This is a genomic window from Haloferax larsenii (assembly GCF_024730625.1).
In the GTDB taxonomy this organism is placed as follows: domain Archaea; phylum Halobacteriota; class Halobacteria; order Halobacteriales; family Haloferacaceae; genus Haloferax; species Haloferax larsenii.
Window position 1 is genome coordinate 418,162 of the sequence record NZ_CP078063.1, and the last position, 13,716, is coordinate 431,877.

Genomic DNA, 13,716 nt, shown 5'->3' on the forward strand with positions numbered 1-13,716 from the left:
AATCAGATTCATCACGATGACACGCGACCCGGATTGGCGCTTGCTCCTCCCCAGACAGGTGCGCGAGCTTCCCGCCGATTTGGCGGCAGTCGTCGCCTTCGTCGGGGTCGTCAACCTCGTGGCCTTCCTGCCGGTCGTGAGCGAGACGCCGCTTCGGGCCGTCCTCGGGCTCCCGTTCTTGTTGTTCGTCCCCGGCTACGCACTGATGGCGGCGCTGTTTCCCGAAGCCGGGGGCGACGTCTCGGGTATCGACGGCATCGAGCGCGTCGCCCTCTCGTTCGGCGGGAGTATCTCACTCTCGCCGCTCGTGGGACTCCTCCTCAACTTCACCCCGTGGGGGATTCGCCTCGTCCCGATTATGGTCGCAATGAGCGGCCTGACACTCGGGTTGGTGGCGCTCGGAGCACGGCGTCGAAATCAGTTGTCGCCCACCGAGCGCTTCTCGGTGCCGTACGAAACGTGGCTCTCTGCCGCGCGTGACGAACTGTTCGACCCCGAGACGCAGACCGACGCGGTGTTGAACGTGCTGTTGGTCGTCAGTATCCTCCTCGCAGTCGGTAGCGTAGGCTACGCCGTCGCCGTCCCGAAAGACGGCGAGGCGTTCACCGAGTTGTACCTCCTCACCGAAGGCGAAGACGGCGACCTCGTCGCCGACGGCTACCCCGAGGAGTTCGTCGTCGGCGAGTCGAAGCCACTCGTGGTCGGCGTCGGGAATCAGGAACACCAGCCGATGAACTACACGGTGGTCGCCGAGTTACAGCGCGTTCGGGTCGAGAACAACAGCACGACCGTGTTGGAAGAACGCGAGTTGACGCGGTTCTCACCGCGTGTCGCCCACAACGAGACGTGGCAGACGACGCACGAGGTGACGCCCACGATGACGGGCGAGCGCCTGCGACTGGTGTATCTGCTGTACAAAGGCGCGCCTGCGGAAGAGCCGACGGTCGAGTCGGCCTACCGGGAGGTGCATCTGTGGGTGAACGTGAGTCAGTCGTCGCAGTCGTCGTCGCAGGCGAGACTCGATGGAGTGACGGTGGCGGGGAGTGCGTAGAAGTCGCTGTCAAGCGCCTCCACAGAGCCGGACATTCAAGAGCCGGGCCACGAATCAGTCGCCTACGTGTTTCCATTCGGCCACCTCGCGTTCGGGTATCTCTCGTATGTGTTTACGCGACTCGCGCGACGACAACCGCTTCCACAGGGTTGGCTGGTGGGCTGTGTCGTCCTCGGGACGCAACTTCCGGACCTCGTCGACAAGCCGCTGACCTACGTGGGCGTCCTCCCCAGTGGGCGGACACTGGGCCACTCGCTGTTCTTCGCCGTGCCAGTACTCGTCGGCGTGGGGTGGTGGGCACACAACGCGGGATACGACGAACACGCCATCGCGTGGGGTGTTGGTCTCGTCTCCCACTACGTCGGCGACGTGTACGCACTCGCGCTGGCGGGCGACTGGTGGACGATGCGATTCCTGCTGTGGCCGGTGTTCCCGACGGTTCTGTACCCCGACGCCGACGCTATTCCGCCGTGGGTTCGGGTCGTGAACTCGCTTGGCGACCCGCGATTTCGGGTGCAGAACGCGCTGTTCGCGCTCGCGGGTGTGCTGTGGATAGCGAGTGTGATTCGGCGACGATGGCGGGGCGAGGGGGCATAAATGATAGTAGAGCGGCCGCCGCTTAGCCGTCGAGCAAGTCCGTCACCGGCTGTCGTGCGAGACTCCACGACCCGGCGAGTGCGCTCGCGAGGCCGATGACGAGCGCGATAGCGAAGCCACCGAGGACGACTCGCTGGTCGACGACGACGACGTTCTCGAAGCCGACGAGGTGCTGGATAGCGACGTTGAGCACGTCCGCGAGAGGGTAGGTCAGCCCCGACGCCAGCAGGCCGCCGAGCAGTCCGTAGGTGAACGCCTGCGTGCCGACGACGCCGACGAGCGTCCACACGGAGAGTCCCTGTGCGCGCAAGGCGGCGAACTCGCGGCGTTGCTGGTAGATGAGCGAGAGCACGAGGTTGAGCGTCAGTGCGATGCCCGTGATAATCGAGAGCGCGACGAGCGCCACACCCGCGGCGATGAGGACGGCCTGCTGGCGCAGCGTCGCTTCGAGTTGCTCCTGATTGGTGCGAACGTCGAGGGTCGGATAGGTCGATTCGAGTTCCGATGCGACCGTGTCGGGGTTCGTGCCGTCTCTAAGTTTGACAGTGACCAGACTCGCCGTATCGGTTCCCGTCGTCCCCGAGACTTCCTGCAGTTCGCTCAGGTGCAACACGACGTTGCTCGACCCAAGGAAATTCGAGTAGGTCGGCGAGATTCCCGTAATGCGGAACTCGTGTTGTCGGGCTGAGGCGAGAGTGCTCCCGATGTAGAGCGTGTCGTTGACGCCGACGTCGAAGCGCTCGGCGGCTTCCGGGCTGATGATGACCTCGTGAGTCATCGGGCCGTCGTAGCTGCCGCCGTTGTAATGCGGGTCGCCGGGCGTGTACTGCGACCCTTCAGTGACCGTCACCGACTGCCCGCCGCTGGGTGCGCCGACGCCAATGATAGTCTCGAACTCCGACGTATTGGGCGAGACGTACACTGTCTGGAAGCCGAGCGCGTAGGCAGTCGAGACGTCATCTCGGGCCATGATTTCATCGGCGATGCGGTGGGAGTTGTCCAGCGAGTTCTGGAAGCCACCGGTCTCGGGTGCGAGTTTGACGGGGCCGCCGGTCACCCAGAGGTCGCGGCCGGAGGCGTCGAACTTCTCTTGGCCGGTCTGGACGACGCCCATCCCAAGCGACGTGAGAAGCGTCATCGACAGGACGGCGAGACAGATGCCGACGACCGCGAGGAGGCTTCGGAGTCGCTGGGTTCGGATTTGTGCGCCCGCGATGCCGACGACGGCACGGAGCCGCGAGAGGAACTTCATTGCAGCACCTCCACGGGGTTCGCGCGATGGCTCAGCCACACGGGGTAGACCGACGCGAACAGGCCGATGAGCACGGAGACGACGAGCGCCGCGGCGACGAGGAGTGGGTCGAACCGGGCGACCGATGCGATGCCGAGATACCGCTCCGTGAGGACGTTCGTGAGTTCGATGCCGCCGATGCCGAGGCCGAGACCGACGACTGCACCACTGAGCGTCACGCCGAGCGTCTCGACGACGAGCAGCAGACTGCGGGAGGACGAACTGTAGCCGATTGCCGCGAGCGTCGCGAGTGACGCGCGCTCGGAGAGGACTTCGAGACCCATCATCGTCGCGACGAAGAGCGTGCCGACGACGAAGGCGGTGAGGACCGCGCCGACGGCGATTGCGAGCGGCAGGCTCGACGAGGAGAGTTGCTGTTGGGCGAAGCCGGTTCGCTTGACGACGTTCGTCTGCGGGTAGAGCTGTTCGATGTCGCCCGCGACGGCGGCGTCGTCGGTGCTCACGAGAATCTGGTCGGCCTGGTCGCCGCTCGTCGCACCCGAGAGGGTCTGGGCCTCCGAGAGGTGGACGAGAGCGACGGGGACCTCGCCGACGCCGGTCGTGTACTCGCTTTTGGCGACGCCGGAGACGGTCAACGAGCGGTTCGTGGCTGACCCCGTCTTCGGGGAGAGGGTCGTCCCCTGTTCGGCGTCGAGGAGTGTCGCAGCGCCACTGCTGAGCACGGCCTGTCCTGTCCACCGGCCGTCGTAGTTGCCATCGGCGTAATGTGGGTCGCCAGGTTCGAGGGGCGCAGTGGGAAGGCCGATAATCGACCGATTGGTCGAGTCGGGGATGACGCCGGCGACGAGGACGTACTCGCTGTGTCCGGTCTGTGGGTTCGAGAGTTCGAGTACCCGAATCAACACGGGTGTGGCGTAGTCGACGCGGTCGTCTTCCGCGAGTCGGTCGGTGACCGAGTGGACGCCACCCAAGCGAGGGGCGTCGACGGAGACCGCGATTGCGGAGGCGCTCGCGGCGTCCGGGACGACCCAGTAGTCAACGTCCTCGCTCTCGATTGCCGACTGGGAGGCGAGGCCGAGCGAGATGCCGCCGACGGTCGTCATGAGCATGACCGCGAAGGCGACGCCGGCGATACTCGACCAGAGTTGGCGCGAGTCGCCGCCGAAGAGTCTCCCGGTAAAGCGTGCGAGTCCGAGGCGGACGACGCCCGCCAGTCGCCGCAGGTTACGACTCATGCGGAATCTCTCGGTGCATACTGGGGGTCGACTCGGATTGGAGTCGCCCGTCGTGCAATCGGAGCACGCTGTCCGCCCGGTCGAGGACTGCCTCGTCGTGCGAGGCGATGATGACTGCGCGGTCGTCGGCGACGTTCGTGAGGAGGTCGAGAATCTGGCGACCGGTTTCGCTGTCGAGTTCGCCCGTCGGTTCGTCCGCGACGAGAAGCGACGGGTCGGTGACGAGCGCGCGGGCGATAGCGACGCGCTGTTGCTCGCCGCCGCTCAGTTCGGCGGGCTTGTGGGATGCGCGGTCGGCGAGGCCCACGGCGTCGAGGAGGTCGTTTGCTTTGGCTCTGCGGGTGGACGTGGGAACGCCGCGCTGGACGAGCGGGAGGGCGACGTTCGCACGGGCCGAAAGGGAGGGCAGGAGGTGGAAGTGCTGGAAGACGATGCCGACCTCGTCGAGTCGGAGTTTCGCGCGCTGGCTCTCCGAGAGCGTCGTGGTGTCGGTTCCGTCGAGGACGACGCGGCCGTCGGTGGGCGTGTCGAGCGCGGCGAGGAGGTGGAGGAGGGTCGATTTGCCGCTGCCGCTCGGTCCGGCGAGGCCGACGACGTCACCCGTGTTGATGGTCGCGGTGACGTCGTCGACGGCGACGACTGTTTGAGCGTCCTGCGGCGACGAAAGCCACCCGGACCGCCCTCGTGTGAAGGTCCGGGTGACGCCGTCACAAGTGAGAATCGGGTCGGCCGTGTCGCTCTCCGTGGAGACCATTTGCAAGAGATGATGGATAGCGATTTGATAGGTGTTGCGCTGTGCGAAAGCGGCCGGTTCGACCGACGTCCTATCGGGAGGTCGTCACTCGATTTGTCGAACCAGTTCTTGGACGTCCCGCATGTCGAACACGCCGTCCTCGTTGAAGTCGAACGCCGTCGCGCCGGCACTGACCGTGCCTTCGAGTGCGATTTGGTAGAGCAACTCGGCGTCTTTCATGTCGACGACGCCGTCGCCGTTTACGTCCTCGTAACGACCGTCGTCGTCGGGGTCGGCCGGGAAGTGGACCTCGCCGTCGACTTCGATGCCGCCGGGGAACGGGACCGGCTTGGTCCCCGCTCGTTCGATGTCGATGTGCCCCGCGCCGCGGAACGTCGCCGAGTCGTACAGGTCTTCTAGCTCGTAGTCGTCGTAATCGTCTTCGTCGGTCTGTTGGTCCGTGAAGTAATCGACGTCCGGGTACGTGGTGTCGATGTGTCTCGCCGTGTTCTTGATGTGTGCTTTCACTTGCTCGGGGTCGGCGTCCGGGTTCGCGGCCATGATGACCGCGGCGAGTCCCGTGACGTGTGGGGCGGCCATGCTCGTCCCGTGGAGCGTGCCGTACATCCCGGAGCCACCGTAGAGACCTTCGCCGCCGCCGGGGCCGATACGGATGAAGCCGTATCCGCTGACCTTCGGCGAGAGCGTGCTCAGCACGCCATCGAACAGCGACCCGCCGGAGCGCACGTTTCCACCGGGGGCACTCACGTCGACCGAGTTGGGACCGTAGTTCGTGTAGACCGACGGCGTGTGCTCGGGTGCAATCGACCCGAAGTCCGGCTTTCCGTCGCCGTTCGAATCATCCGGGAGGTCGACGAGTCTCTCCACGTCGGAGCGCGGGCCGGTCGCCGACACCGTCAGCCACCCGGGGTGGCTTCCCTTGCCGGTGTTCGTAATCTGCGGCTCGAAGTCGTCGATGTTCGTGTCGTCGTTCCCGGAGGACTCGACGAGTATCGCGCCGTTGTCGCGGGCGTACTCCCCGACGCGTCGGTAGGATTTGACGCTGAGGTGCTGGCTGATGCTCGGCCACCCTGGGCTACCCGGGCCGAGACTGAGGTTAATCGCGTCCGCACCGTTGTCGACGGCGGTCGTCACGGCGCTCAGAATCGAGGCGCTGGACTTGAACGGGAACACCTTCATGTCCAAGAGGACAGCGTCGGGTGCGACGCCGACGACGTACGGACCGTCCTCGGAGACGCGGCTTCCATTCGCGGCGGCGATACCGGCGCAGTGGGTCCCGTGGCTGCTGTTGTCGCTGGTGCCGATATCGTCGTCGAGCGAGAAGTTGCCGGAGCGCTCCGTGTCGACGACGAGGTCCGGATGGCTCGCGTCGATACCGGAATCGACGATGGCAATCGTCGCGCCCTCGCCCGTGACGCCCTCGTCGTGGAGGGATTCGACGTTCTGACTGTGCTTCGACCACTGATACGGGTGTGGTTCGGGGACTTCGTCGGTGACCTCGGAAGCCGTGTCGAACTGCCCGTCTTCGGGGACCGTGTTCGGGACCGAATCAGGAGAGACGCCTTCGATTTCCGGCGGTTCGATAGAGAGTTCGATTTCGGGGGCGAAGTCGAGGCCGTAGCCTTCGAGGTCGCGTTCGTCACCCTTGACCGACGCAAAGCCCACGGTGTCGGCTTCGTCGACGACCTCGACCGCCTCGCGCCACGCGTCCGACGATGCCGAGCGCGTGTCGACGAGGAACTGATTCTCCCGGACGCCAGTCGCAACGACTGGCGACGTCGCGACCGACAGCCCACCGACTGCAGCCGCGGTAGTCTTGATAAAATCTCGACGTGTGTGGTTCATGTGACGTAGCAAATGCTAAACATATTTATTGTTACCGAAGTTCATGCCAACGACTGACGATATCGACGCAGTCGCCCGAAAAAATACTGCGAGGTGTCTCGTGACTACTCGATTCGGAGTGCGAACAGTGCCGCCGCGAGAACGGCAGCGAGTGCGGTTCCCACGCCGAACCCGGGCGCACCGGTTCCCGTCGTCGATTCACCGGCCGTCACTGACTCGTCTGCTGTCGTCTCTGTCGCTGTCGTCGTCTTCTCTGGGGTGGGTTCGGTCGTCTGTGCTGGCTCGCTCGTCGTGGGGTCGACCGTCGACGACGAGGCGTCTGTGCTGGTGGCCGTCGTTCCCACCGCTGTCGACGTGTTAGTGGTGGCAGTCGTGGTCGTGGGCTCCGCGGTTGTACCGCCGGTGCTCCCGCCGCCAGTGCTGCCACTGTTGTCGCCGTCGCCACCGGAGCTACCGCCGCCACCGGAACCGCCACCGCCAGAGCCTCCGCCGGGGTCACTGTCTCCACCGGAACCGCCGCCGTCGCTGTCGCCGAGGGCGAAGTTCACTTCGGTCGACCCCGTCGACTCCCATTCGAACTGTTTGGATTCGCTGCGGACGGTGACCGTCACGGTTCGCTCTTCGTTCTGGTCGATTTCCTCTTCGGGCACCTTCAGGTCGAAGTTCCCGTCGTCGCTGGTCGTGTTGGACGCGACGACAGCGCCCTCGTAGGTCACTTCGACAGTGGCTCCCGCCAGTGGTTCGCCGTCATCTTCGACGGTTCCGAAGAACCGATGCGGTGGTGACGGCGGGGATGCGAGTGCCGTGCCCGCGGCACCGGTGACGACGAGAAGCGCGACGAGCGCCACCGCTGCCGTGGTCGGCATGCGTCGAGTGTTCGTGTCTCGTGAGTTCATGTGAGTTGGCACAAAGACGTGGGTGTGGGGTTAGTTCTCCGAGGTGTTCTGCGACGCGCCAGTGTAGACCTCGTCGTCGCGGACGAACACCCAGTAGGCTTCGCCGCGCTCCATCGTCTCGAAGTCGCCATCGATGTAGGCGTGATAGGCGATTCCCTCGCTCGACTCGTCGTGTGCGAGGAGGTTGTAGACGGAGTCGCTATCGACCGACGAGAGCGCCATCGTGACGTTCTGGTCGTACTCCTGGTAGTGGCCGACCAGGTTCCACCCCGCGGCGAGTCGCTGTTGTGTCGGTGCGGGCGACACGTCGTCTTCGTTCTCGCCGCTGCCGGGCATGTTGTAGACGTTGACCTCGATGGTCGCGGCGCGGTCCATCACGAAGATGTAGCCGTCACCGCCTTCGAGCGTCGAGAAGTCGTTTATCCACGCATCCGGGTCGAAGGCGTCCCACGACCCGGACTCGGCGTCGTACGAGTAGACGGCGTCGACGCCCGAGAGGTCGAGTTCGTGAAGCGGAACCTCTCCGCTCTCTGCAGGCACGGAGACGAAGTTCCACCCCTGTTGCAGTTCGAGCGTATCGGTGTGGATGACCGTCTTGCCGTTTGCCTTCCCGTTCGTGCCAGCGAAGTCGGCGTAGCTGTCGCCGTCGATGGTCACTGTCGGGCTGTTGCCTGTCTGTATCTTGCCTTCGGTGACGATAGTGACCGACCCGAAGATGCCCGCGTCTTGCACCGCGACGACTTCGCCATCGAAGCCTTCGATAGACACGTCACGCGGCGTGATGTCGCTGGCGTCGATTGGTTCGTTGAACAGCACGCGAAGCTTGGTGGTGTTCCGGGTGCCGTCCTGTTGGGCTTCGGCAGTCACGTCGAGCAGGACCGCGTCAGTCGGGTGCGGGGCAGTCGTATCGACGACGGTCTGGTCCGACATCGTCTGGCTGTCGACCGACCCGGTGATTTCGTAGCGCCCGTCTGCGCCGTCAGGATGGGTTGGCACCGAGACGGTCGCGCGGTAGACGTGCGATTCCGTCTTCGTGAAGTCGGAGGCGTTCAGCGTGGTCGTGTAGCGCGCGCCGAGTTCGAATCCTTCGAGCGAGTCGAGTTCTCGGTTGACCCTGCTGATGGTGTATCCCGTGCTCGTCGCGTTGGTGATGTCGCTCAGCGAGACGACCGTGACGACCAGCGTGCCGTCGTCGGCGGTCATGCTGAGGTCCGGTCTGACACCGATGGACTCGTTCGTCTGTCGGACGGCCTTTCCGACCGAGTCGTAGACGCTGTCGGCTTCGACACCGACCATGTCTTGGTCGAGGTCTTGGGTCGTGAGCACGCCGTTCGTTTCGAGGACGACCGTCTGCGGCCCGGTCTGGGTGACCGACTCGATGGCGGTCACGCCGCCCGTGTCTCGGTCTCTGTACGCGAAGTCGTCGATAGTGAACGTCTCGTCGTCACCGGGCGTGACGGCCTCGGTGAACGTGAGGACGAGTGCTTCGTCGCCCGGTTCGGCTTCGACCCGGGAGAGTCGCGGCGTGCTCCCGTCGACGAGCGTCTGTCCCTGTGTGAGCCTGTTTCCGGCGCGGTCGGTCACGTTCGGGGCCGAGATGGTCACGCTCTCGTTGCGAATCGCACTCGGCGGCACAGACTCGTTGAGCGTGAGCGTCACGAACGGCCCGATGACGCGTGAGGTGTTGACCGTACGCGAGAGGTTGTTGACGACGAAGTCCTCTGCGTCGGTGTCTGCGACCGACTCGGAGAGTTTGAGGGCGACCTCTTTCGTTCCCGCGTTCGTCTCCGCGAACTCGAACGTCGGCGGGACGGTGTCCGTCACGATGTCTCGTGTCACCGTCTGCTCGTTCCCGGCGCGGTCCGTCACCGTCACGTGGAGCGTGGTCGCGCCGTCGGCGAACGCGGAGGCGTTCACCGTGAGCGTCACGGTGCCTTTCGTCGCGTCCTTCGTCGTGGAGACGGACGCGCCGTTCGGCCCGGTGAGGTTCATCTCGACGTCGGTGGGTTCGGTCCCCGTCTGCACCGTCAGACTGTAGTTTTCGATGTTGTGCGTGTTGACGTCGGGGACGGTTTCGAGCGAGATTGTCGGCGGCGTGGTATCGGCCAGTGCGCTGGCATCGGTGCCGACGGCACGGGCGTCAGTGTCGTGCGAATCGACGAGTTGCCCGCTGCGGGCGTTCACTCGGTCGGTCCCGAGGTCGTCGAAGGTGACGTTGGTATCGAGGCGAAGCACCACCGTGTCACCGCTGTGTGCGACGACGGAGGTAATCGACCCCGGACCAGCGCCGTTGCCGTCTTGGTAGGCGAAGTCGGCACGGGTGAGGGTGGAGTCGCCGTCCCCGGCGACGACGACTTCGGAGAACTGCAGCGTCACCGTGTCGCTGCCGACGGTCGCTTCGACCGATTCGAGACGCGGGGCGTCGGCGTTCACGTCGAGCGTGCCAGCCATGCTGGCGTTGCTCTGCATGCCGGTCGCGTCGGTCGCCGTGAGGAACACGCTGTAATTCGCGTTGTCCGAGATTCGGTCGGCGAGGTCGACGCTCAGGGTGCGGTTTTCGACGACGCCGTGGTCGACGGACTGCTCGTAGGTCGTGTACGACGCGTTTTCGAGGTCACCGGCGGTGAAATTCGCGGTGCTCTCGTCGTCGACGACCCACACCGTGGCGGTGGTGGCGTTCGGTGCCGACCCGTAGTCGTAGGTGAGGTTCAGCGTCGCGTTCGGTGCGATATCGGTCGTGGGACTCGCGAGTGAGACGTTTCCGACCGTCGGGTTCTCGTCGTTCACCACGACGACCGGCGAGGCGGTCCGGGCCGTCTCCGTGTGCCCCGACTCGTTCGCCACGGCCACCTCGATGTCGTACGCACCATCGGTCAGATTGCCCGCCGGTTTGTCGAGGTCGAGGGGAATGGTGACAGTCGCACCCGCGACGTAGTCGGTCTTGTCGACCGCGTAGGTGTACGTGTTCTGCCCGTCTGTGAGCGTGAGTTCGGTCGTCGTGACGTTACTCGGTACGTCCTCGACGTAGCCGTACGTCACGTCGAGCAGGTCGTCCGACTCGACGATGGTCTGGTTGGTCGGCGAGACGACCTGCAAGTCCGGCGCGTCAGACGAGTTGTCGAGCGTCGGCGACGACTCGGTGTCTGTCGTGTTGTCCGTGGTCTCGTTCGTCGCCGTGGTCTGTACCGACTCGGTGGTCGGTTCGTCTGTGGTTTCGTTGGTTGGTGTATCGGTCGTCTCGTTGGTCGGTTCGTCCGTGGTTTCGTTGGTTGGTGTATCGGTTGTCTCGTTTGGTTCGTCCGTGGTTTCGTTCGTCGGTTCGTCCGTCGTCTCGGTCGGCGTCTCGGTCTCGTTTGCCGACTCGGTCGTCTCGTTTTCGGTCTGGTCGGTCGCGGCGAGCGTCTCGGTCACGCCGTCGGCGACAGCGTCCGTCTGGCCGGAACTCCCGTTTTCGGTCCAGTCGGCGCTCGTTTCGAGTCCCAGTTCCGCAGACTCGGAGACGTTGGACGCGACGGTGACCGACACTTGGAGTGTCGTACTTCCGTCGTCAGGGACCGTAATCGTGGAGATGTCGAACGTCTGGCCCGCCCCGAAGAGACTGTCCGTGGGGGACGCACTGGCGACTTCGTTGCCGTCGGCGTCGAGGAGACGGACTTCCGAGAGGTCACTCGCGGACGCGGTGTTGTTGCTGCTGCCTGCGACTGTCACCGCAGTCACGTTCAGCGCGCTCGACTCGTTTTCGTCCGCGTCGGTTATCTCGATGGTCTGTACGACTGCCGTGTCACCAGCTTCGAGTTGCCCGGCGTCCGTGTGTTTGTCGGAGAACGTCTCGGGACCCGTTGCCTGTGCAGCGGCGGTCGCCCCCGTGAACGCGATGGAGCTTCCGAGAACCGAAAGCACCAGCAGCGCAGAGAGGGCGAGTGCACGTAATCGATGGCTGTCGTTACCGTCTGTCATATTGTGAGATGAGTTACACTAAATGTCGGGGAGGGACCACTGGGGACCAGACTGTGTGATATGCCCCACTGTCTCGTGGTACAGGTGCCCACCACCCGCATTCATCTCAAACCTATACCAAATACAATTGAAAACTGTTTTGAATTGTCACGGTCGTTCCTGTTGCTTCGTGGGGTGGTGGGTTGGCGGCCGATTAGCGTACCTCCTAGAGGGTGCTTTGCGGTCCCGAGAAGGCGATGGACGTTCGTCTATTAGGTATGTAAGGGACATATACCAGACTGGTATATTTCGGAGAGTCAGATGTTTCAGAAGCGAAATTCTTTATCGCTGGAAGTAACACCGTTTAGGTGATGTTTGCGCAGGTGGGTCAGCCTACCCTCCGGTCTAGCGACTGCAGTGTCCTCGGGGGGCAGTCTACGGCGGCCTCACAGGGAGACACGAGTATCGACGGAGGACACAGATGGGTGTGACAGAATCAACGACAGACTCGGTGAGAAAGGAACAGCTTTCGAATGGGCAGAAGAAAAACGGGCAGTCGTATTCGGATATCAAAGCGAGCGGGGACGAACTGCTCCTCCCGGCAGACAGTGAGGTCGTACCAACGCTGTCGGTCGTGATGCCCACTCTCAACGAAGAGGATGGCATCGCGCAGTGTATCGAGTGGATCAAAAACGCGCTGGAGGAACTGCAGGTGTACGGTGAAATCATCGTCTCCGATAGTTCGACTGACCGGACGCCAGAGATTGCCGACGAGATGGGGGCAATCGTCGTCGAGCCCGACAAGAAGGGGTACGGCTACGCCTACCTCTACGCGTTCGAGCGCACCCGAGGCGACTACATCGCCATGGGTGACGCCGACTGCACCTACGACTTCGAGGAGCTTCCGAAGTTGTTGAACCTGGTTCGAGCAGGTGAAGCCGATATGGCCATGGGGTCTCGTTTAGAGGGTGAGATTCTCCCCGGGTCGATGCCCCCGCTGCACGAGCACGTCGGCAACCCACTTCTGACGAAGTTCCTCAACGTGTTCTACGGTGCTGGCGTCAGTGACGCCCACTCGGGAATGCGCGTGTTCTCACGCAAAGCGTGGGAGACGATGGACTGCGATTCCACGGGGATGGAGTTCGCCTCCGAGATGATTATGGAGGCCGGTGCGAAGGACTTGGAGATTGCCGAAAAGCCGATTACGTACCACCCCCGCGAGGGAGAGGCGAATCTGGAGAGCTTCCCCGATGGCTGGCGACACGTGCGGTTCATGCTGGTGAACGCACCCGGGTATCTGTTCTCTGCGCCCGGCTTCGGGTTGTCCCTCGTTGGTCTGGTGGCGCTGGTGTTGGCCTGGACTGGTATGGAGCTTGGTGGGGCGACGTTCGGGATCCACACTGGCATCGCCGGTGGGTTGTCGGTTCTCGCTGGCTTCCAGTTGATGCTGTTCGGGGCGTTCGCGACGGTGTCTTCGGACCCTGTTCGTGGAGCGAGCGACCCCTTTACGACGCTATTCACCGACCGCTTGTCGTTAGAACGTGGGGCGACAATTGGCTCGGTGGTGTTGCTCGGTGGGCTTGCGTACGGTGGCTTCCTGGCCTACACCTGGGTGACGAGTGGCTTCAGTGCGTTGCCTATCGCGGTTGCTGACGTGGTTGCGACCGTGGCTGTGGTGTTGGGACTACAGATGATGTTTGGGTCGTTCCTGTTGGGGTCGGTTGAATAGACACACTTCTAGAAGGTAGAAACGCACAACTGCAGTCCTATGATTTTAGCAATACAGGTATGCGATCGAGGACACCAGAGCCATCTCGATAGTCAAGTTGACCGTTCACGATCCCAAGCTTCTTCTAGATCCGTTGTAAAGTACTCACTGAAATCCTAAGAGGTTCATGACCAAATTATTCAGTGGCCTACTCGCTTCTCAAACTGATTTAAATAGATGAGAACCCACAACACTTTTGCACGTATCAATACCACAGTGAACAAGAATGCAAGCCGTGGAGATTGCTAAAGATATCGAGATAATAATTGGTCCACTGGCATGAGAACATCCTTAGGTGGATCAGTGGAGTTCTCACTTTGGGGAGAAAGGGCTAGCAAAGCATTCGATTATGTGGTTTTATCAGATATATAAGCCCCCAGAT

The 13,716-nt window shown here is 63.2% G+C and carries 9 protein-coding genes; 3 read left to right on the forward strand and 6 right to left on the reverse strand.

The features are described from left to right. Window positions 1-16 precede the first annotated feature (16 nt). Together KU306_RS02250 and KU306_RS02255 are read left to right on the forward strand one after the other, a co-directional pair. Window positions 17-1,051, forward strand: a complete 1,035-nt coding sequence (locus tag KU306_RS02250; RefSeq protein ID WP_258302741.1) for a DUF1616 domain-containing protein — start codon at window positions 17-19, stop codon at window positions 1,049-1,051. Between the two features lie 66 nt (window positions 1,052-1,117). Further along, window positions 1,118-1,648, forward strand: coding sequence for a metal-dependent hydrolase (locus tag KU306_RS02255; RefSeq protein ID WP_258302742.1), 531 nt, complete (start codon window positions 1,118-1,120; stop codon window positions 1,646-1,648). Window positions 1,649-1,670: 22 nt separating this feature from the next. Here KU306_RS02255 and KU306_RS02260 read toward each other — a convergent pair whose 3' ends face one another. The 6 genes from KU306_RS02260 to KU306_RS02285 all read right to left on the reverse strand — a co-directional run bounded on the left by KU306_RS02260 (window position 1,671) and on the right by KU306_RS02285 (window position 11,587). Next, complete coding sequence (locus KU306_RS02260) at window positions 1,671-2,900, reverse strand: ABC transporter permease (RefSeq protein WP_258302743.1); 1,230 nt, start codon at window positions 2,898-2,900, stop codon at window positions 1,671-1,673. Further along, a complete protein-coding gene (locus KU306_RS02265; RefSeq protein WP_258302744.1) occupies window positions 2,897-4,135 on the reverse strand; it encodes an ABC transporter permease in 1,239 nt (412 codons plus the stop codon). The genes KU306_RS02260 and KU306_RS02265 overlap by 4 nt, the downstream gene beginning before the upstream one ends. After that, window positions 4,125-4,889 carry an ABC transporter ATP-binding protein gene (locus tag KU306_RS02270; protein WP_258302745.1) on the reverse strand — a complete coding sequence of 255 codons (765 nt, stop codon included), beginning with the start codon at window positions 4,887-4,889 and terminating at the stop codon, window positions 4,125-4,127. Before KU306_RS02270 ends, KU306_RS02265 begins: the two co-directional genes overlap by 11 nt. A gap of 84 nt (window positions 4,890-4,973) precedes the next feature. Then, entirely contained in the window at window positions 4,974-6,734 is a 1,761-nt protein-coding gene (locus tag KU306_RS02275; protein WP_258302746.1) for a S8 family serine peptidase, read from the reverse strand. 104 nt (window positions 6,735-6,838) lie between these two features. Further along, window positions 6,839-7,630 carry a DUF4198 domain-containing protein gene (locus tag KU306_RS02280; protein ID WP_258302747.1) on the reverse strand — a complete coding sequence of 264 codons (792 nt, stop codon included), beginning with the start codon at window positions 7,628-7,630 and terminating at the stop codon, window positions 6,839-6,841. Window positions 7,631-7,660: 30 nt separating this feature from the next. Beyond that, window positions 7,661-11,587 carry a surface glycoprotein gene (locus tag KU306_RS02285; RefSeq protein WP_258302748.1) on the reverse strand — a complete coding sequence of 1,309 codons (3,927 nt, stop codon included), beginning with the start codon at window positions 11,585-11,587 and terminating at the stop codon, window positions 7,661-7,663. Between the two features lie 460 nt (window positions 11,588-12,047). Here KU306_RS02285 and KU306_RS02290 point away from each other — a divergent pair, with 460 nt between their 5' ends. After that, entirely contained in the window at window positions 12,048-13,295 is a 1,248-nt protein-coding gene (locus tag KU306_RS02290) for a glycosyltransferase family 2 protein (protein ID WP_258302749.1), read from the forward strand. Window positions 13,296-13,716 lie beyond the last annotated feature (421 nt).